Raw genomic sequence first — 19,740 nt, 5'->3', positions numbered from 1 at the left:
GGGAAGCGGCGGTTACTTATCGTGCAGATCTGGATCATGCAGTTCTGGTTGCGCAGGGATGGATGATAGCAGCGCCTCCACATCCGTCTCCACACCCAGGCCAACGAATCGCTCCAGGCTTTCAATCATGAAGTCGATAAACGCCTTGACCTTCATCGCCTGGAAACGCCGGGATGGATACAGCGCATAGAGTTCGCTGGACGGCAGCCTGACATGCTCGAGCACGCGTACCAGCTGGCCCTGCTCGACATAGGGCTCGGCAATAAACGCTGGTACGTTGATGATGCCGGCACCGGCGATGGCCGCCTCACGGGCAAAGGTGATGTTGTTGACGGTCAATACCGGGCTGACCTGCACGCTGACATGCGGATCCAGAAAGTGCCATTTGCGACCGCCATCCATCAGGGTATAGATACACCGATGCTTGGATAACTCCTCGGGCTTCTGCGGCATGCCGTACTGGGCGATATAATCCGGGCTGGCAAACAGCTGACGCGGGCTCGACATCATCGGCCGCGCAACCAGGCTGGAATCCTGTGGGCGGCCGCGGTGAATCACCACATCGATGCCCTCCTCCACCGGATCAATCATCCGCGTGGTCAGCTCCACTTCCACCTGAATCGCCGGGTAGCAACGCATGAATTCCCCGACCACACCGCCGAGGAATAACTGACCGAACTCGATGGGCGAGCTGACTCGCAACAGGCCGGTGGGTTCACGCTGCAATTGCATGATCGCCTGCTCGGCCTCGGCAAATTCCTGCATGATCTGTCGGCAGCGTTCGTAATAGGCCTGGCCAACCTCGGTCAGCCGCAACTTGCGTGTGGTGCGGTTAAGCAAGCGTACCCCTAGCCGCTCCTCCAACTGCGCAATCCGGCGGCTCACTGTGGACTTCTGCATACTCAACGTCAGTGCGGCACTGGTAAAGCTATGACATTCGACTACCCGAGTGAAAATAAGCGCGTCATCCAAACCCATTTCAACTGTTCCTGTGATGCAACAAAGTGTCCAGATTCTAACCCCTCTTTACCTGAGCGGAACAGTGCTAGAGTGCGGGCAAGAACAAAAACAGGATCAATCATGTCGTCCCGAGTCCGCGCCCGTCTCTTCATCTTCTTTCTTCTCGTCGCCCTGGTGGCCGCGGGTTTCTTTGCCCATTGGTGGTTTATCGGGCGATTTTACCAACAAACCGATAACGCCTATGTGCATGCTGAAATCGCCCGTGTCAGCAGCCAGTTGAGCGCGCAGGTCACGGAGGTACTGGTCAGCGACAACCAGGTTGTAGCTGCCGGCGATCCCCTCGTGCGCCTGGATCCGCGCGATTTCGAAATTGCCTTGAGCCATGCCCGGGCCAGTCTGGCCATGCGGATGGCGGAAAAAGCCGAAGCTGAATCCCGCCTGTTGCAACAAGACAGCCTGATTGCCGCTGCGCAGGCCGATGTGGAAGCCCGCCAGGCAGAGCAACGGCGCATTAGCCTGGACATAAAACGCATCGCACCGCTGCGAAAGTCCGGTTATGCCTCGGAAGAACAGGTGAGTAACTTCCGCGCTCAGCTCGATGTCGCCAAGGCGCAGGTGCGCCGCGCTGACGCTGACAGCAAAACCCAGACCCTGAATAAAGATGCGCTGCGCGCGGATATCGATCGTTTGAGCGCCCTGGTGAAGGCCGCCCAGGCGGACATCGTGCGCGCCGAACTGGACCTCGAACGCACCAATATCGTTGCGCCGGTTGCCGGCCGGGTGGGCCAGCGCTCTGTGCGCATCGGCCTGAACGTGCAGCCCGGCGCACACCTGCTGGCGCTGGTGCCGCAACAACAGCTCTGGGTCCAGGCCAACTTCAAGGAAACCCAGCTGCAAGGCCTGCGTGAAGGTCAGAAAGCCACACTGGAATTTGATGCCTTTCCGGGCGAAGAGGTGCCGGGCGTTATCGACAGCCTGTTCCCTGCCTCCGGCGCCCAGTTCAGCCTGTTACCGCCAGACAACGCTACGGGCAACTTCACCAAGGTGGTTCAGCGCATCCCGGTGAAGATACTGATTGATGACGAGCACCCCCTCAGCCCCAAGCTGCGGCCGGGCATGTCGGTTAACGTCAAGGTCGATCTGCGTGGCTGAAGGCGTCGCGGAACAGATTATCCCGCCGCCCAGCCGGCGTGACTGGATAGCTTTGCTCAGCGCCATTCTCGGCGCGTTCATGGCGATTCTGGATATCCAGATCATCAACTCGTCGCTCAAGGATATCCAGGGCGCCCTGTCCGCGACGGTGGAGGAAGGCTCGTGGATATCCACCGCCTACCTGGTCGCCGAGATCATCATTATTCCGCTGGCCGCCTGGCTAGCCGTGGTGATGTCGCCGCGACGCTTCGCCGTGACGATGTCATCGTTATTCGTGATCGCCTCCTTACTCTGCTCCATAGCTTGGAGTCTGGAGAGCATGATCATTTTCCGGGTATTCCAGGGTCTGGCCGGCGGCGCCCTGATACCCTTCGCATTTATGCTGATCCTCACCAAGCTGCCGGCCCGCGACCGCCCGAAAGGCATGGCCATGTTCGCCATTACCGCGGTTTTCGCGCCTTCGATCGGGCCGACTATTGGTGGCTGGCTGACCGAAAATTATGGCTGGGAGTACATTTTCTACATCAATGTAGTGCCCGGCTTACTGATGATCAGCGGCTTGCTCTACGGCCTGGAGAAATCCGCCCCGCGTTGGGAACTGCTGAAACAGGGCGACTACGCTGGCATTGTGACCATGGCCCTGGGTCTGGGTTGCCTGCAGGTGTTTCTTGAGGAAGGTCATCGCGAGGACTGGCTCGAATCGCGTTGGATGGTGGTGCTGGCGGTCATTGCCTTTGTCAGTCTGGTCAGCTTCGTCATATTGCAGCTCTCACGGGACAACCCGCTGATCAACCTGCGCCTGTTCAAGGATCGTAATTTTCTGTTCGGCAGCCTGGCCAATATCGGTTTGGGTGTGGGGCTTTACGGCACCGTGTTCGTGCTGCCGGTCTACCTGGCGCAAATCCAGCAATACAATGCGCTGCAGATTGGTCAGGTCATCATGTGGATGGGCGTGCCGCAGTTGTTGATCATTCCGTTGGTGCCGATTCTGATGCGCTACGTGGATGCGCGCTTTATCTGCGCTACCGGCTTCTTTCTATTTGCCTTCGCCAGCTTTTTCAGCGGCAGTTTAAGCCTGGATTTCGCCGGCGATCAGTTTATCGGCATACAGATCTTCCGCGCCCTGGGTCAGCCTATGGTGCTGGTACCCATGTCGATCCTGGCCACCGCGATGATTCCGCCCTCGCAAGCTGGCTCCGCCTCCAGTTTGTACAATATCCTGCGCAACCTGGGTGGTGCCGTGGGTATTGCCGCGCTGGCGACCATCCTCGACAGCCGCGCCAAGCACTACTTCGATTTCCTGCGTGAACACATAGTGCCAGGCAATCCGGCGGTCGAGGAACGCTTGGGCATTCTGACCGAGCAACTGGGCGACCCCCAGGCCGCATTGATGATGCTCAACAACCAGGTCCATCAGCAGGCACAGATCATGGCCTACAACGATGCCTTCCACCTGATCGGCATTCTGCTGGCTTGCTCCATGATATTTATTCTGCTGGTTCGTCCACTTCCCAAGAACCCGCCAGCAGCCCCTTGATGCTGTCATTTTTTTTGATCACCCTCTGGAATTAAAGCCCTGCCGTAGGTAGCATCAGCCGATCTTGTAAAAAATATCAAACATGGCAGGTACCTTATGGCCTATACATCGCATACCTCTTCCTATTACGCCGCCTCCGCCAACAACAAGGTGGATCGCCCGGCGTTGCAAGGCGCGCATGAAACCGACGTATGCGTGATCGGCGCAGGCTATACCGGTATTTCCACCGCACTGTTTCTGCTCGAGCATGGCTTTCGTGTCACCGTGCTGGAGGCGGCAAAGGTCGGCTTCGGTGCTTCTGGGCGGAACGGCGGGCAGATCGTCAACAGTTACAGTCGCGATATCGATGTCATCGAGCGGACTTTGGGCGCCGAGCAAGCGCGAATGCTCGGCGAAATGGCGTTCGAAGGCGCGCGCATCATCCGTGAGCGCGTGGCCAAATACCAGATTCAGTGTGACCTCAAGGATGGCGGCGTGTTTGCGGCGGTCACCGATAAACAGATGAGCCACCTGGAGGGGCAGAAGAAACTCTGGGAACGCTACGGCCACACGCAGATGCAATTGCTCGACGCCAAAGCGATACGCGAGGTAGTGAATACCGATCTGTACGTGGGTGGCTCGCTGGACATGAGCGGCGGTCATATCCACCCGCTCAATCTGGTACTGGGTGAAGCAGACGCAGTGGAATCGCTGGGTGGGGTCATTCATGAACAGTCTCGCGTCACCCGCGTGGATCAAGGCGCCAAAGCAGTAGTGCATACCGAGCAAGGCCAGGTGACCGCTGATTTTGTCGTGGTTGCCGGCAATGCCTACATCGGTGATCTGATGCCACAACTGTCTGCTAAATCAATGCCCTGCGGTACCCAGGTGATTACCACCGAACCACTTGGCGAAGAACTGGCCAAGTCGCTGCTACCCCAGGATTACTGTGTCGAAGACTGCAACTATCTGCTGGATTACTACCGGCTATCCGCTGACAAGCGCATGATCTTTGGTGGTGGCGTGGTTTACGGTGCCCGCGACCCGGCGGACGTGGAAGCTCTGGTCCGACCCAATCTGATCAAAACCTTTCCGCAACTCAAGGATGTAAAGATCGACTACGCCTGGACCGGCAACTTTCTGCTGACCCTGTCGCGGCTGCCTCAGGTCGGTCGGCTCGGCAGCAACATCTACTACTCCCAGGGCTGCAGTGGCCATGGCGTGACCTACACCCACCTGGCCGGCAAGATTCTTTCCGAGGCCATTCGCGGCCAGGCAGAACGTTTCGACGCCTTCGCCACGCTGCCGCACTACCCCTTCCCTGGCGGCCGAATGCTACGCGTGCCTTTCACCGCGATGGGCGCTTTGTACTACAGCCTCAGAGATAAACTTGGCTGGTAATTCCGTGTTGTAAATCAGTGTGTTGGATCACGTTTTTGTAACAAAAGATGGAACACGGCAGCGTCTGCGTTGTCAATCCAAAGGTAGCCGCCCTTATATAGGGCTATGCTACGGGGTAAGCGTCGGAACATCCGGCGCTTATAAGGCAACCGTTGACGGAAGCCTCAAGATAAAAAAATCAGGAGTAGGCCCTATGACTTTCATGCAATCTACCAAGCGTTATATGTCCATCATGCTGACCGCACTGTTCCTGTTGACGACCGTCACCAGCGTACATGCTCAGGCCAGCATGATCGGTACCCAGGAAGTGATCGCCAACGAACAGGTTAGTGTTGACCGCGAAGCGCTGAAAAGCATGCTGTCAGACGAAGCTGTTCAAGAGAAAATGGCTTCAATGGGTGTCTCCCCTGATCAGGTAGAGCAGCGCATCAACAGCCTGACTGCTGATGAACTGGCCTACTTCAATGCGCAATTGGATGAAGCCCCTGCTGGTGCCGGTATCCTCGGTGTGATCGTGCTGTTCCTGGTGATCTTCATCATTACCGACTTGCTGTGTGCTACCAACATCTACAAGTTTGTAAACTGCATCAACCGCTAATCAGGTGCGTCGCTTAACCCACCTTGTGGTTTTGCTCGGGCTGGCAGCTTTGCTGTCAGCCTGCGCAAGTCGACCCACAGCAGTCCCTTCACCTGAATCCCTGGCTGATCTTCCTGCCAGCACCTATCTGGATCAGGTCCCCTTTCATGCGCAGGACGCTTACCAATGCGGCCCCGCAGCACTGGCCATGGTGCTGAATCATCGCGGCCTGCCAGACACTCCCGACCAGCTCAAGGATCGTGTGTATATCCCTGAACGCAAAGGCACGCTCCAAGTGGAACTGGTCTCGGCTTCACGTGAACGCGACCTGCTGGTGTATCCGGTAGAAGGCGAGCTCAAGGCCGTCATGGCTCAGGTGGATGCCGGCAACCCGGTATTGATCATGCAGAACCTGGCGTTTAACTGGTTTCCGCAATGGCACTATGCGGTAGTCGTCGGTTATGACCTGGAAAAACGCGAGATGATTGTGCACAGCGGCCTGAGCGAAGCCCAACGCGAGCCTTTCAAGGTCTTTATGCGCACCTGGGATAGAGCAGACCGCTGGGCCAGGGTCATGCTGCCGCCCCACCAGTTGCCCGCTGACGCGCAGCCGCTGGTGTATCTGCAAGCAGCCAGCGACCTGGAACAGACCGGCCGACTGGACAGCGCCAGGCAAGCCTACGCAACAGCCCTCAGCACCTGGCCTGAACAGCCGTCTGCCCGCTTTGGCCTGGGTAACGTGGCCTGGGCTCAGAAGCAGCCGGATATCAGCGTTGAGCACTTTCGTACGCTGGTTACTGATTTCCCGGACTTCAAACCCGGCTGGAACAATCTCGCTGTGGCACTTGAAGCTACGGGCTGCGCGGCGAGCGCCAGAGCCGCTCAAGCCTGTGCCAGCGAAACGGTTAGCCCATCCAGCGCAGTTCCGGAAAGCGGACGCTGTGCTATTCCCAGATGTACTGATTAGCCAGCAATCCAGTGCATGCAGTAGTCTACTGCATGCACTTTAAATCCCTATCTTGAAAACGCCTTCGCAACTTGATTTCTTATTATTCTGCATATCAATAGATTAAAAGCAGAAGTCCGTATTTTTGCAGCAGAAAATCCAACCGCAATAAACGCCCAACAATCAACAACTCCACACTCACGATGCGATACAGTTCGCATTTTCGACCAAAGTCACTCAGCCGTCTCGATTTGCGACAAATTCGCTCTCACCCACCTAGGCTCACTCTAATATTTTAATTGATTTCAATAATATACAGCCAACTTTTCATTTTCCAGGCAAGTACAAAAACATGACTATTCGTGCCATGAAAATTGGACTGACGGGGATTGATGGTATTTTGGCGCCATTTTCGCTGTTAATATTTAATTACCCAGAAAGCAAAACAGTTCACAGTTTATCGCCTTGCTACTCACTTTCGCCGCGACTAGGATACACCCCGTTCATCACCTATGCGCAACTTGTTGCACATAGAAGAGTGCGCAGAAAGTTGCGCAGTTAATAAAGTGCGCAACTTTTTGCGCGCTTGTTAATAAAACTTATTGGTTCAATGGAAGTTGTACGATCAACTTGACTAGTAATTGGTTACTTGGCGTTCAAGTTACCCGATTAACGAGTCTCAGATCAGGGATTGATGATTCAGTTATGCTCGCAAACCATTACAGACAGTTGGCTGAGAAGCCCATCAGTGACGCTGATTTTTACGGCGATGATGTGCGCTATTCGACTGAGTTTGAGTGCTTGGAAAACGAGCTGAACAAAGCCAATTCCCTGCATGACAAGCAAAGCCCGGACTGGATGCTGGTACGTGACGGCTGCGAGGCCCTGCTGCAATCCCAATCCAAGGATCTGCGCGCCGCGGTCTGGCTCAGCTGGAGCCTTTACCAGGTGGATTCTGTCACCGGGCTGGAAGCGGGACTCGGTGCGCTCAACTACTTGTGCAGCCAACATTGGCCTGCCCTGCACCCGCACAAGCCGCGAACCCGCCTGGCTGCATTCAGCTGGCTGATACCGCGCATCGACCAAGCAATCTCCGAGCTGCAACCCGGCGCAGCACAGCCGGAGACACTGGAACGGCTGGGTAAGCAACTACGCGAACTTGACCAATGCCTGGCCAGCCACTTTGCCGACCAGGCGCCTCTGTTGATGCCCACATGCCGACGGCTCGAAACATTGACCAAGGCCCCCGAGCCGCCAATTCAAAGCGCCAACGGCAACCTTGCCCCGGCATCAACCTCGGCCAACAGCGCACAAATCATCCCGATCACTAACGCCAATAGCGACATGCCCAACGCGGTGAACGACAGCCGGGACGCGCACAAGTGTCTGCGCAGCATTCAGGACCAGGCGCGGCTTCTGAGCAACTGGTGGCTACAGGAAATGACCACGGATCCTCGCGCTTTCCGCCTTGCCCGCACCCTGTTATGGCTGCCGATCGACGCCCTACCGGAACACGATGCGCAGAACTGCACGACACTCAGAGGACTGCCGGCCGATCGATTGACAAGTTACCGCGAGCGTCTGGCGCAGGCCCAGTTCAGCGGACTGCTGGTCGACCTGGAAGCCAGTCTGGCTCGCTCACCGTTTTGGCTCGATGGTCAGTTTATAGCCTGGCAGTGCCTGCAAGCCCTGGATGCACAGGCGGCCATGTATGAAGTGGAAATCCAACTGGCGATGTTGCTGAAACGGCTACCAGGTCTGGAGCAGCTATGTTTCCACGATCAAACGCCCTTTGCTGATGACGAAACCCGCCGCTGGATCAGCGCGCATATCGTGTCGCATACCGGCAGTAATGACCCGCGCGCCGAAGGCCAGGCAAACAGTGGCACTGAAGGCGCACAGCCGCCCTGGGAAGAAGCCCTCGCAGCGGCAACCCAGCAACTGCGCAAAGGCTCGCTGAAGGCCGGCATTCAGTTGATCAAGCAGGCGATGCCCAACACTGCAGGCGAGCGCGAGCGGTTTAACTGGCAACTGGCTCAAGCGCGCCTGTGTTTTCAGGCCCGGCAGTACGACCTGGCGCGCCACCAACTCGAATCCCTCTACCAGGTTCTCCAAGGCTCTGATCTTGAGCGCTGGGAACCCGATCTCGCCCTGAGCGTACTGCAACTACTGCTCGAATGCTGCGACAAGTTGCCCAGCAGCCCTGCCCTGCGTGAACGCAAGAACGAGATCTACCAAAGGCTGTGCCACCTCGACCTTGAAGCGGCACTCGACCAGGCCTCAGGGCCATAACTGTAACGGAGAAGATCATGGCCAAAGACGGCTCAGTAGCGCCCAAAGAACGCGTCAATGTCACTTTCACCCCCACCAATGGTGGCGCCCAGGAAGAAGTCGAACTGCCGCTGAAACTGATGGTGCTAGGGGATTTTACCCAGCGTCCAGATGACCGCAGCATCGAACAGCGCAAGCCCATCGCGATCGACAAGGGCAACTTCGATGAGGTACTGGCCAAACAGGAGCTGACGCTCGACTTCGTGGTGCCTAACCGCCTGCACAACGATGAAAACGCCGATGACAGCCTGAATGTGCATCTGAAGATTGATTCCATGAAAGATTTCAATCCCGCCAGCCTGGTCGCTCAGGTACCGGAACTGCAGAAACTGATGGAGTTGCGTGACGCGCTGGTGGCCCTGAAAGGCCCGTTAGGTAACGCACCCGCGTTCCGCAAGGCGATCGAAAGCGTGCTCAGCGACGATGACTCCCGTGAGCGGGTACTCGCCGAACTGGGCCTGGATTCACAAGACCAGCCCAAAGCCTGATCACCTAACCGATCCCCCAAACAAGGACGCTTATTCATGAGTACCCGTGCAGCAGCAGAAAGCGGCCAAAAGGCCGGAGAAGTCAGCATTCTCGACAGCATCATCGCTGAAACCCGTCTGACCCCGGACGACGAGGCGTATGGCATCGCCAAACGCGGCGTGTCCGCGTTTATCGAGGAGTTGCTGAAACCGCAGAATGACAAGGAGCCGGTGAAAAAGGCCATGGTCGATCGCATGCTTGCCGAGATCGACGCCAAACTGAGCCGGCAGATGGACGAAATCCTTCACGAGCCAAGCTTTCAGGCGCTGGAATCGTCCTGGCGCGGTTTGCAGGTACTGGTCGATCGGACCAATTTCCGCGAAAACATCAAGCTGGAAGTCATCAACGCGTCCAAACAGGACCTGCTCGAAGACTTTGAAGACAGCCCGGAAATCGTGCAATCGGGACTCTACAAGCATGTTTACACTGCAGAGTACGGCCAATTCGGTGGTCAGCCGGTCGGCGCACTGATTGCCAACTACTACTTCGACCCCAGCTCTCAGGACATGAAAACCCTGCAGCATGTGGCCAGCGTTGCAAGCATGTCACACGCGCCCTTTATCGCCGCTGCCGGCCCGAAATTCTTCGGTCTGGAGAGCTTTACCGGCCTGCCGGATATCAAGGATCTTAAAGATCACTTCGAGGGCCCGCAGTTTGCCAAGTGGCAGGCCTTCCGCGAGAAGGAAGACGCACGCTACGTGGGTCTGACCCTACCGCGCTTCCTGCTGCGCAACCCCTATGACCCGGAAGACAACCCGGTCAAGAGCTTCGTCTACAAGGAAAACGTTTCGAACAACCACGAAGACTATTTGTGGGGTAACACGGCGTTCACCTTCGCTACTCGACTGACCGAAAGCTTCGCCAAGTTTCGCTGGTGCCCGAACATCATCGGCCCGCAAAGCGGTGGCGCGGTGGAAGATCTGCCCCTGCATCATTTTGAAAGCATGGGCGAAATTGAGACCAAGATTCCGACCGAGGTGCTGGTCTCCGATCGCCGCGAGTATGAACTGGCCGACGAGGGTTTTATCGCCCTGACCATGCGCAAGGGCAGCGACAACGCGGCGTTCTTCTCCGCCAACTCCACGCAGAAAGCCAAGTTCTTCGGCAACAGTGAAGAAGGCAAGGCAGCCGAGTTGAACTACCGCCTGGGCACGCAACTGCCTTACCTGTTCATCGTCAACCGTCTGGCTCATTACCTGAAGGTGTTGCAGCGTGAACAGATCGGCTCCTGGAAGGAGCGCACCGATTTGGAGCTGGAACTGAACAAGTGGATCCGCCAGTACGTGGCCGATCAGGACAACCCCAATGCCGAAGTGCGTGGTCGTCGCCCGCTGCGTGCAGCGCAGATCACCGTCAGCGATATCGAAGGTCAGCCAGGCATGTATCGGGTCGGTCTGAGTGTGCGCCCGCACTTCAAGTACATGGGCGCGGATTTCACCCTGTCGCTGGTCGGCAAGATGGAAAAGGAATAACCCATGGGTTACGGCAGCCTGTTCGAGCGCCTGGCCGGCGACTCCGCGAAACGCAGTAGCCTGAGTGTCGACCAGGCGGTAGTCGCTTCAATTGCTGCGCACCTGGCGAAGATGCTCAGCACTCGCGCCGGCAGTGTTCAGGCACTGCCGGATTATGGGCTGCCCGACCTCAATGACATGCGCCTGTCGCTGCACGATTCGCTGCAACAGGCACGCGTCGCCATCGAAAGCTTTATCGAAGCCTACGAACCGCGTCTTTCTCAGGTCAGGGTGGTTGCCCTGCCCCGTGAGCAAGACCCTCTGAACCTCGCGTTTGCGCTCGAAGGCATGGTTGATCTGGACGGCCAACGCCGCCCGGTCAGCTTTACCGCACGGCTTAACGGCAGTGGTCAGGTGCAGGTTCAGTAGAAGCAGGCAGTGCCGCGTGTCGCGCGGCACCGATTTGCCACCAAAGAATTTTCGAACACCGCGAATACCAGAGACTGGCTGAATGTCATTCAATCATTACTATCAAGGTGAGTTGACCGCATTGCGTCAGCTCGGCAAGCGCTTTGCCGAACGCAGCCCGGCGCTCGCCCCGTTTTTGGGCCAGAGCGGCCGTGATCCTGACGTCGAGCGTCTGCTGGAAGGCTTCGCCTTTCTTACCGGGCGCCTCCGGCAAAAGCTCGATGACGAGCTGCCGGAGCTGACGCACTCGTTGATGTACCTGCTCTGGCCCAACTATATGCGCCCGCTGCCGGCTTTCAGTATGTTGCAGTTCGAGCCCATGTCGGCACCCGGCGCAGCAGTGATCGTACCCCGCGATACGCCAGTGGAATCCAATCCGATCAAGGGCGTAGCCTGCCGTTTCAGGACCACCGCCAATACCGAGCTGACCGCCCTGGCGATGCGCGCCGTGGACTATTCGGTCAAGGGTGACGGCGCACTGCTGAGCCTGCGGCTGGGTGTGAATGGCGGCAAGCTCGCCGATGTTCAACTGGATAACCTGCGCCTGCACCTGGCCGGTGAACGTTATATCAGCCAGACGTTATATCTCAGCCTGCTGCGGCACACCGAGGATATCCAGCTGGTGCTGCTGGACAGCGCCGGCAAACCCTTGAAAGACAGCTTTGACCGCCCTGTGCCGGGCCTGAAACTTGATCGCAGCCTGATCAAGCCGGCCGGTTTTGCCGAAGATGAAGCGTTGGTGCCCTACCCGGTCAATACCTTTCGCGGCTACCGCTACTTACAGGAGTACTTCGCGTTTCAGGAGAAATTCCTGTTCGTCGACATCGGCGGGCTGAAAGCCATTCAAGGCTTTTCCGAGGATCTGCTTAAGCGCACCGGCGGCTTTGAATTGCGTATAGAACTCAATCGCTCGGGCTCGCAGCGGATCAAGCCGACGCTGGACAATATTCGTCTGTATTGCACACCCATAGTCAACTTGTTCGCCCATGATGCCACGCCCATTCGTCTCGACGGTCGCCAGGACAGATACATGCTGCGCCCGGCCGAATATGAAAGTGCACATTGCGGCGTGTTCTCCGTCGACCGGGTGACCGGCTGGAAGCCCGGCGGCATGGGCTACGAGGAATACGTACCCTTCGAGTCATTCGAGCATGACGCCAGCTTCGACTTTCCCGAGGCGCGCCCCTATTACAGCCTACGGCAGAACCCCTCGTTGCTCGATGACGGCATGGACACCTACCTGAGTTTCGGCATGCGCAGCTTCGAGCAGCACGAGACGCTGTCGGTGGAGCTGACCTGCACCAACCAGAACCTGCCATTACAGCTGCCACTCGGCGCAATCTGCCGCTCCAGCGAGGGCACCCCGGAATTTCTGCGATTTCGCAACATCAGCGCGGTAACAGCGAGCTATGCACCGCCGCTGCAGCAGGATTTTCTCTGGAAGCTGATCAGCAATATGTCACTGAACTACCTGTCGTTGGCCAACGTCGAGGCGCTCAAGGTGATTCTTGAAACCTACGACCTGCCACGCCATTACGACCAGCACGCCGCCAAGGTCAGCCAGCGCCTGCTCAACGGTCTGAAGAACATCAGCCACAGCAGCGTCGACAGGCTCTATCGCGGCCTACCCATACGCGGCGTGCGCACCCAACTGGAGATGGACACTGACGGCTATCTGGGTGAAGGCGATCTGTTCGTGTTCGCCTCCATTCTGAACGAATTTTTCGCGCTGTACGCCAGCCTCAATTCCTATCACGAGCTGATCGTGCGCAGCAGCAAAGGAGAGATTTACCAATGGACACCACGCATGGGGCAACAGCCCCTGCTCTGAACCTGCTGAGTCGCAATATCCGCGAGTACAGCCTGTTTCAGGGTGTGCTGCAGGTAATGGAGCGGCTGCGCAACGAGTATCCCGAGCACAACGAAGACGCGCTCTACAACCTGATCGAGTTCCAGGCAAATCCGAGTATGGGCTTCCCCGGCAGCGATATAGAACGGGTGGAGTTTTTCCGTGAGAACGGCGAAACCCGTGCACGGCTGCGACTCAATCTGATCAGTCTATTTGGCGCTGGATCGCCCCTGCCGGCGTTTTACGCTGAACAGGCATTAGGCGATACCGCCGAGGGCAATCCGACCCGCGAATTTCTCGACCTGTTCAATAATCGCCTGCAACGATTGCTGCTGCCGATCTGGCAAAAGTATCGTTATTACTCACGCTTCTCCAGCGGCGCTCTGGACCCCTTCTCTTCCCAACTGTTCTCGCTTATCGGGCTCGGTGGCGAGTCGATCCGCTCTAATTCAGAGCTGAACTGGAAGCGTCTACTGCCCTATCTCGGATTGCTCAGCCTGCGCGTGCAATCCGCTGCAGTTATCGAATCCGTGCTGCGCTACTACTTCCGACATCAGGCGCTGCATATCGAACAATGCATGGAGCGCCAGGTCGAGGTTCAGCCCGAACAGCACAACCGTCTTGGTCTGGCCAACAGTGCGCTCGGCGAGAGTCTGGTCCTGGGTGACCAGGTGCGCGACCGCAGCGGCAAATTTCGCATCCATATCCAACAGCTGGATTGGGAGCGCTTTCATGAATTTCTACCGACCGGCACCGAATTTCGCGGGCTCTGCGCGCTGGTGCGTTTCGCACTACGTGATCCGCTGGATTACGACATCCGCCTGCAGTTGTGCAAAAACGCCGTTCGCGAACCGCGCCTGCAAGCCGACAGCCCCTGCCTGTTGGGCTGGACCAGTTGGCTAGGCTCCGATGCCTTGGGCGCCTGTGCGGACCCCGCGGTAACGCTCAGCAGCAAAGCTTATTAAAGGATTGATAACCTCATGATCGATGTAGATTTACAACAACTGGTACAGGCGCTGGATGCCCGAAGCCGGCAGGACCTGGAAGCCGCCGCCGAGCGCTGTGTGGTGCGGCGTGGCAGCAAAGTGTTGGTCGAGGACTTGCTTCTCGGGCTCCTGGAGCGCAATGACAGCGTGCTGCACCGCGCGCTGCAGGATGCGCAACTGGATGCCGGTGAATTTGCCCGGATCCTGCAACCCTGCACTGAAGACAGCGCCTCGCGCAACCCGGCCTTTTCACTGGAGCTGGTGCAATGGCTTCAGGATGCGCTCTTAGTAGCCAGTCTCGAGCTGGGCCAGAGTCAGGTTGATCAGGCCGCACTGGTACTGGCGCTACTGCGTAACCCGCTGCGTTACGCCGGCAGCCAGTTGCAGCCACTGCTGAGCAAGCTGAATGCTGAACGCTTGCGTGATTACGCGCTGGCCCAGCAAGCCACAAAAGCCGTGCCGCAACCGTCCAAAGGTGCGGATTCCGCGCTAAGCCGCTTCACCCACAACTTTACCCAGCAGGCACGCGACGGTCGCTTGGACCCTGTGCTGTGTCGCGATGCAGCGATTCGGCAGATGATCGACATCCTCGCCCGCCGGCGCAAGAACAATCCCATCGTCGTCGGTGAAGCCGGGGTCGGCAAGACCGCCGTGGTAGAAGGCCTGGCATTACGCATAGTACAAGGCGAAGTGCCCGCTGCGCTGCAAGGGGTGGAGCTGCACTGCCTGGATCTCGGCCTGCTCCAGGCCGGCGCCAGCATCAAGGGCGAATTCGAAAAACGCCTTCAGGGTGTGATCGATGAGGTCAAAGCCTCGGTCACGCCGATCATTCTGTTTGTCGATGAGGCCCATACCCTGATCGGTGCCGGCGGTCAGGCCGGCAGTGGCGACGCGGCCAACCTGCTCAAACCGGCACTCGCGCGCGGCGAGCTGCGCACCATCGCCGCTACTACCTGGAGCGAATACAAACAGTATTTTGAGAAAGACCCGGCCCTGGCCCGACGTTTTCAGCCGGTGCAGTTGCACGAACCCAGCATCAGCGAAGCGGTCACCATCCTGCGTGGCCTGGCGCCGGTGTATGAAAAAAGCCATGGCATCTACCTGCGCGATGACGCAGTGGTGGCCGCCGCCGAACTATCCGCCCGTTATCTGGCAGGCCGGCAGTTGCCGGACAAGGCTGTTGATGTGCTGGACACCGCCTGCGCCAGAGTGCGGATCAGCCTCGCAGCCGCCCCAGACGCGCTGGAAAGGTTGCGCACTCGGATTGCAGAAAATCAACGCCAACTGCTGGCAGGCACCCGCGACCATCAGGCGGGGCTGGCCATTAATGCTGATGAACTTGCCGGGCTGCAAAGTACGCTCGACGAAGACCATGCCAGCATTACTGCGATGGAAGCTCGCTGGTTGACACAAAAAGCACTCGCCGAGAGTTTGCTGGAGCTACGTCAGCAATGCGCTGCCGCGCGCGCTGATGACAGTTCACACGGAGAAGATCTTACAGCGCTGGAAGCTAGCTTGCGCGAGACTCAAACCGAGCTGGCGCAGGCGCAAACGCAAGAGCGCCTGGTCAGTCACGAGGTCTGCCCCCGGCTGATCGCCGAAGTGATCAGTCACTGGACCGGAGTGCCCTTGTCGCAACTGGCCCGGGAGCACAACGCCAGTGTCAGCCACTTTGCCGATAACCTGCGTCAGCGCGTGCGTGGCCAGGAGCAGGCAGTTGCAGCGCTGGATCGGGCGATGCGCGCCAGCGCCGCCGGCTTGAACCGAGCTGACGCGCCAGTCGGCGTATTCCTGCTGGTCGGCCCCAGTGGCGTCGGCAAAACCGAAACCGCCCTGTCGCTGGCTGACCTGCTGTATGGCGGTGAGCGCTTTCTGACCACCATCAACATGTCCGAATTTCAGGAGAAGCACACGGTATCGCGGCTGATCGGCGCGCCACCCGGATACGTCGGCTACGGCGAGGGCGGCATGCTTACCGAAGCCGTCAGGCAGAAGCCTTACTCGGTAATACTGCTCGATGAAGTAGAGAAAGCCGACCCTGATGTGATGAATATTTTTTATCAGATATTCGACAAGGGTGTAGCCAATGACGGCGAAGGCCGGGAAATCAACTTCCGCAATACGCTGATCCTGATGACCTCGAACCTGGCCAGCGAACAGATAGTTCACCTTTGCCAGGACGCGCAACGGCCGGACCCGGAGCAGTTGGAAGAGGCGATCCGCCCGAGCCTGAGTCAGCATTTCAAACCCGCGCTACTGGCCCGCATGCAAGTGGTGCCCTACTACCCGATTGCAGGTGAAGTACTGCAGCAACTGATCAACATGAAGTTGGCGCGTTTCGGAGAACGCCTGCAGCGTCGTGACCTGACTTTCACGCATTGCCCGGCATTGGTTGATCATTTCGCTGCGCGGTGCGCCCGCAGCGACAGCGGTGCCCGGCTGATCGACCGGCTGATAGACCAGCAACTGCAACCGCTGGCAGTTGATCGCCTGTTGGAAGCCATGGCCAGCGGCGAAGCAGTGCACCGCGCACATGCCACGCTCGACAGCGAAGGAGCAGTGACCTGTGAATTCGACTGACGTCCCGACCGCACAGATGTTTGCCCAGATACCGCGACCCTTGCAGTTCGCCGAATCAATGCTGGAACGCTTCGCCGCCTTGTCAGTGCTGCGTACTCCGAGCGCGTTATCCAGCGCTCTGGTGGAAGCCTGCGCACAACTCAGCGACTGCACTCTGAGCCAACTGTACCTGCTGGACGTCACCCAGACGCGTCTTTCGCTCTGCGCCCAGTGGTACCAGGGGCAACTGCAGATGCCCGAGAGTGTCAGCGTATCCAGCGACTATTCCGACATGCATCTGCTGCAATACTGCTTGTGCCAGAACCGTCCGCTGCTAATGAACAACCTGGATGCCGATCTGCACAGTACTGCGTTTCTGCCTGACGGCGATCAACCCTGGGGTAGTTTGCTGTGCTTGCCGTTGACCGATGAACAGCAGCACGTGCGCGGCCTCTTGGTCACCGCCAGCCGCACTCCTGGTGAACTCGGGCAAATGGATGAGGCGCTGCTAATGCTGGGCAATTTCGCCGTTGCGCAAATGCAACTGCTTGGTCGCCCACGTCAATTGGCGGAACCGGCCGCCGTGGCCACCCAGATCTCTGCACCAAGCCGTGAGCACTTCGGTCTGATTGGCGAAAGTGCCGGCATGAAGCAGGTCTACAGCCTGATCAGCAAAGTGCTGCACAACCCGGTTACGGTATTGATCACTGGCGAGACCGGCACCGGCAAGGAACTGGTCGCCCGCGCCATCCATGATTTCGGTCTGCGCCGCAGCAAAGCCTTTATCGCCTTGAACTGCGCGGCAATGCCGGAAAATCTGCTTGAGAGCGAACTGTTCGGCTACCGCAAAGGTGCCTTCAGTGGCGCTGACCGCGATCACAAGGGACTGTTCGATGCCGCAGATGGCGGCACGCTGTTTCTCGACGAGATTGGCGATATGCCGCTGCTGCTGCAAGCCAAGTTGCTGCGGGTGCTGCAGGAAGGCGAGCTGCGCCCGCTTGGCAGCAACGAAACGCACAAAGTGGATGTGCGCGTGGTCACCGCGACCCACCATCAATTACTGGAGCAAGTGCAAGCCGGGCTGTTTCGCGAAGACCTGTTCTATCGTCTGACGCACTTCCCCATCCACCTGCCGCCATTACGTGAACGCGGCGAGGATATTCTGCTGCTCGCGCGCGAATTCGTCGAAGCGGCGTGTTCATTCCTGCAACGCGAACAATGCCGCTGGTCCGATGCCGCACTGGAACAGCTCGCCAGTCACGAGTTTCCCGGCAACGTACGCGAGCTCAAAGGCCTGATCGCCCGCGCCCTGCTGTTGTGCGACGGCAACCTGCTGCTGCCTGAGCACTTCAACCTGCCTGGCTCCCCGAACAATGAAGGTCAGTTGAGCCTGCGCGAACGCATGGAGCGAGTGGAACGCAACCTGCTGGTGGACTGCCTGCGCAAGAATCAGGGCAATCAGACCAGCGCCGCCACCGAACTCGGGCTACCCCGCCGCACGCTGTTATACCGCATGCAGCGGCTGAATATCTGCCCCGCAGAGCTCAAGGCCAGCAGAGGGAAGAACAATGCCTAAACCGCGCAAACCCGATTTTTTAACCTCCATCCCTTTTTTAAACAGTACCGGCATCAAGCCGCCCGAAAACGAGGAAGTACCCATGAACACACGTCGCTACTGGCCCGTCGCCCTGCTCCTGTTGGCCGTCAGCCTGAGCGCCTGCTCGGGCAACCACAAGTTCAACGACGATGATTACCGCCCCCTGGGTGACCCGCAGTCGGTAAACCGCGGCGAGTAGCCGCAAAGGAGAACAGCATCATGGAACTGATTCTGGATATGGTCGGCTCTGAGCAGTTTATCAGCGGCATGCCGGTCACCAAGACCTTCCGCCAGGCGGGAGGCATTATCGGCCGCGCCGAGGATTGCGACTGGGTCATTCCCGACCGCAAACGCGTAGTGTCCGGGCGGCACGCGCAAGTGAGCTTCGAGGACGGTGCCTTCTTTCTGACCGATACCAGCAGCAACGGCATTCTGCTCAAACCCGGCAACACGCCGCTGCCCAAGGGGCAACCGCAGCGCATCGAACATGGCACCCTCTACGCGTTCGGCGACTTCGAGATCCGCGCCCGCGTCATGCAGGACCCCGCCGTCTTCAGCGAGGATCTGGGCCGCCCGCAGGACGCCGGCAGCATCATCCCGGACGATGCCTTCCTCGACCTGGATCCGCTCAACGCGCTGGACCAACAGGAAGCCATGTACGCCGCGGGTGACGACCTGGCGATGTTCAGCCAAAGCGCGCATGCCGAGCCCGCGCAAGCACCCGACTACGCCCCCATCAACATGGAGAATCTGACGGTGCCCGAATTGGTCGCCGCCCCCGCCCCGGCACCGCCTGCGCCCCAGCCGGCAGCCGCTCCTGCCGGCCAACCTGAGCCGTTCTGGCAGAGCTTCGGCGATGCGCTAGGCGTCAGTCTGGAAGGTCTGGATGAACCGCAGCGCCAGGCGCTGGCACTCAAGGCCGCGCGCCTTCTCAAGCAAAGCGTCGGGAGCCTGCAACAGAGCCTGCGCAACCGCAATGAGCTGAAAGCCGAGATGAAACTGGCAGTGACCAGCGTCGAACAGGTCAGTACCAATCCGCTGAAATTCAGCAGCGAAAGCCGTCAGGCGATGGGCAGCCTGTTGCGTCCCGCCGCGACCGAGATGCCCGCCGAGCAGGCCATCAATCGTTCGTTCCGGGATCTGCAGGCGCATCAGGTAGCGCTGATTGCCGCCAGCCGAGCGGCGGTAAAAAGCATTCTTGAGCACCTGTCGCCAGAGCAACTGACGCTGCGCTTCGAGCGCGAGAACAAGTCATTGATGAACACCGCAGGCAGCCGTTGGCGCGCCTACACCCACCTGTATCAAGCGCTGCAACGCGATGACAACTGGAGCCAGCGCCTATATGCGCGTGATTTCGTTGTCGCCTATGAAGAGCAGATCCGCCTGATTGCCACTCTCAACACCGATCATCAAGGATGA

16 protein-coding genes are annotated in these 19,740 nt (G+C 58.4%); 15 read left to right on the top strand and 1 reads right to left on the bottom strand.

Annotation, left to right across the window (positions count from 1 at the left end):
* Positions 1-12: 12 nt before the first annotated feature.
* Positions 13-978 carry a LysR family transcriptional regulator gene (locus DT594_RS03595; RefSeq protein WP_149331401.1) on the bottom strand — a complete coding sequence of 322 codons (966 nt, stop codon included), beginning with the start codon at positions 976-978 and terminating at the stop codon, positions 13-15.
* Between the two features lie 102 nt (positions 979-1,080).
* On the opposite strand from DT594_RS03595, the gene DT594_RS03590 reads away from it, so the two are divergent.
* From DT594_RS03590 to tagH, 15 genes are all read left to right on the top strand, one after another.
* Complete coding sequence (locus tag DT594_RS03590; RefSeq protein WP_149331400.1) at positions 1,081-2,112, top strand: HlyD family secretion protein; 1,032 nt, start codon at positions 1,081-1,083, stop codon at positions 2,110-2,112.
* Complete coding sequence (locus tag DT594_RS03585) at positions 2,105-3,649, top strand: DHA2 family efflux MFS transporter permease subunit (RefSeq protein ID WP_246164543.1); 1,545 nt, start codon at positions 2,105-2,107, stop codon at positions 3,647-3,649. Before DT594_RS03590 ends, DT594_RS03585 begins: the two co-directional genes overlap by 8 nt.
* Before the next feature lie 96 nt (positions 3,650-3,745).
* The gene (locus DT594_RS03580) at positions 3,746-5,029 is read left to right on the top strand and encodes an NAD(P)/FAD-dependent oxidoreductase (protein WP_149331398.1); all 1,284 of its coding nucleotides are present in this window, start codon (positions 3,746-3,748) and stop codon (positions 5,027-5,029) included.
* A 223-nt stretch (positions 5,030-5,252) separates the two neighbouring features.
* A complete protein-coding gene (locus DT594_RS03575; protein WP_246164570.1) occupies positions 5,253-5,627 on the top strand; it encodes a PA2779 family protein in 375 nt (124 codons plus the stop codon).
* A 49-nt stretch (positions 5,628-5,676) separates the two neighbouring features.
* Positions 5,677-6,573, top strand: a complete 897-nt coding sequence (locus tag DT594_RS03570; RefSeq protein WP_178091396.1) for a PA2778 family cysteine peptidase — start codon at positions 5,677-5,679, stop codon at positions 6,571-6,573.
* 684 nt (positions 6,574-7,257) lie between these two features.
* Positions 7,258-8,844, top strand: coding sequence for a type VI secretion system protein TssA (gene tssA, locus DT594_RS03565; protein ID WP_149331396.1), 1,587 nt, complete (start codon positions 7,258-7,260; stop codon positions 8,842-8,844).
* 17 nt (positions 8,845-8,861) lie between these two features.
* Positions 8,862-9,371, top strand: coding sequence for a type VI secretion system contractile sheath small subunit (gene tssB, locus DT594_RS03560; protein ID WP_096347261.1), 510 nt, complete (start codon positions 8,862-8,864; stop codon positions 9,369-9,371).
* Between the two features lie 36 nt (positions 9,372-9,407).
* The gene (gene tssC / locus DT594_RS03555; RefSeq protein ID WP_096347260.1) at positions 9,408-10,883 is read left to right on the top strand and encodes a type VI secretion system contractile sheath large subunit; all 1,476 of its coding nucleotides are present in this window, start codon (positions 9,408-9,410) and stop codon (positions 10,881-10,883) included.
* A gap of 3 nt (positions 10,884-10,886) precedes the next feature.
* On the top strand, positions 10,887-11,291 hold the full coding sequence (gene tssE, locus DT594_RS03550; protein ID WP_149331395.1) for a type VI secretion system baseplate subunit TssE: 405 nt from the start codon (positions 10,887-10,889) through the stop codon (positions 11,289-11,291).
* A gap of 82 nt (positions 11,292-11,373) precedes the next feature.
* Positions 11,374-13,161 (top strand): type VI secretion system baseplate subunit TssF, encoded by a 1,788-nt coding sequence (tssF, locus tag DT594_RS03545; RefSeq protein WP_149331394.1) that lies wholly within the window; start codon positions 11,374-11,376, stop codon positions 13,159-13,161.
* Positions 13,125-14,144, top strand: a complete 1,020-nt coding sequence (gene tssG / locus DT594_RS03540) for a type VI secretion system baseplate subunit TssG (protein WP_149331393.1) — start codon at positions 13,125-13,127, stop codon at positions 14,142-14,144. The genes tssF and tssG overlap by 37 nt, the downstream gene beginning before the upstream one ends.
* A gap of 15 nt (positions 14,145-14,159) precedes the next feature.
* Positions 14,160-16,745 carry a type VI secretion system ATPase TssH gene (gene tssH, locus DT594_RS03535; RefSeq protein ID WP_149331392.1) on the top strand — a complete coding sequence of 862 codons (2,586 nt, stop codon included), beginning with the start codon at positions 14,160-14,162 and terminating at the stop codon, positions 16,743-16,745.
* A gap of 16 nt (positions 16,746-16,761) precedes the next feature.
* A complete protein-coding gene (locus DT594_RS03530) occupies positions 16,762-18,300 on the top strand; it encodes a sigma-54-dependent Fis family transcriptional regulator (RefSeq protein ID WP_149331938.1) in 1,539 nt (512 codons plus the stop codon).
* A gap of 82 nt (positions 18,301-18,382) precedes the next feature.
* Positions 18,383-18,520 carry a type VI secretion protein gene (locus DT594_RS03525; protein WP_149331391.1) on the top strand — a complete coding sequence of 46 codons (138 nt, stop codon included), beginning with the start codon at positions 18,383-18,385 and terminating at the stop codon, positions 18,518-18,520.
* A 20-nt stretch (positions 18,521-18,540) separates the two neighbouring features.
* Entirely contained in the window at positions 18,541-19,740 is a 1,200-nt protein-coding gene (gene tagH, locus DT594_RS03520) for a type VI secretion system-associated FHA domain protein TagH (protein WP_149331390.1), read from the top strand.

The sequence above is a fragment of the Halopseudomonas laoshanensis genome, assembly GCF_008365385.1.
Classification (GTDB): Bacteria; Pseudomonadota; Gammaproteobacteria; order Pseudomonadales; family Pseudomonadaceae; genus Halopseudomonas; species Halopseudomonas laoshanensis.
Note: the sequence above shows the minus strand (reverse complement) of the source record. Positions and strands in the feature narration are given on the sequence as shown.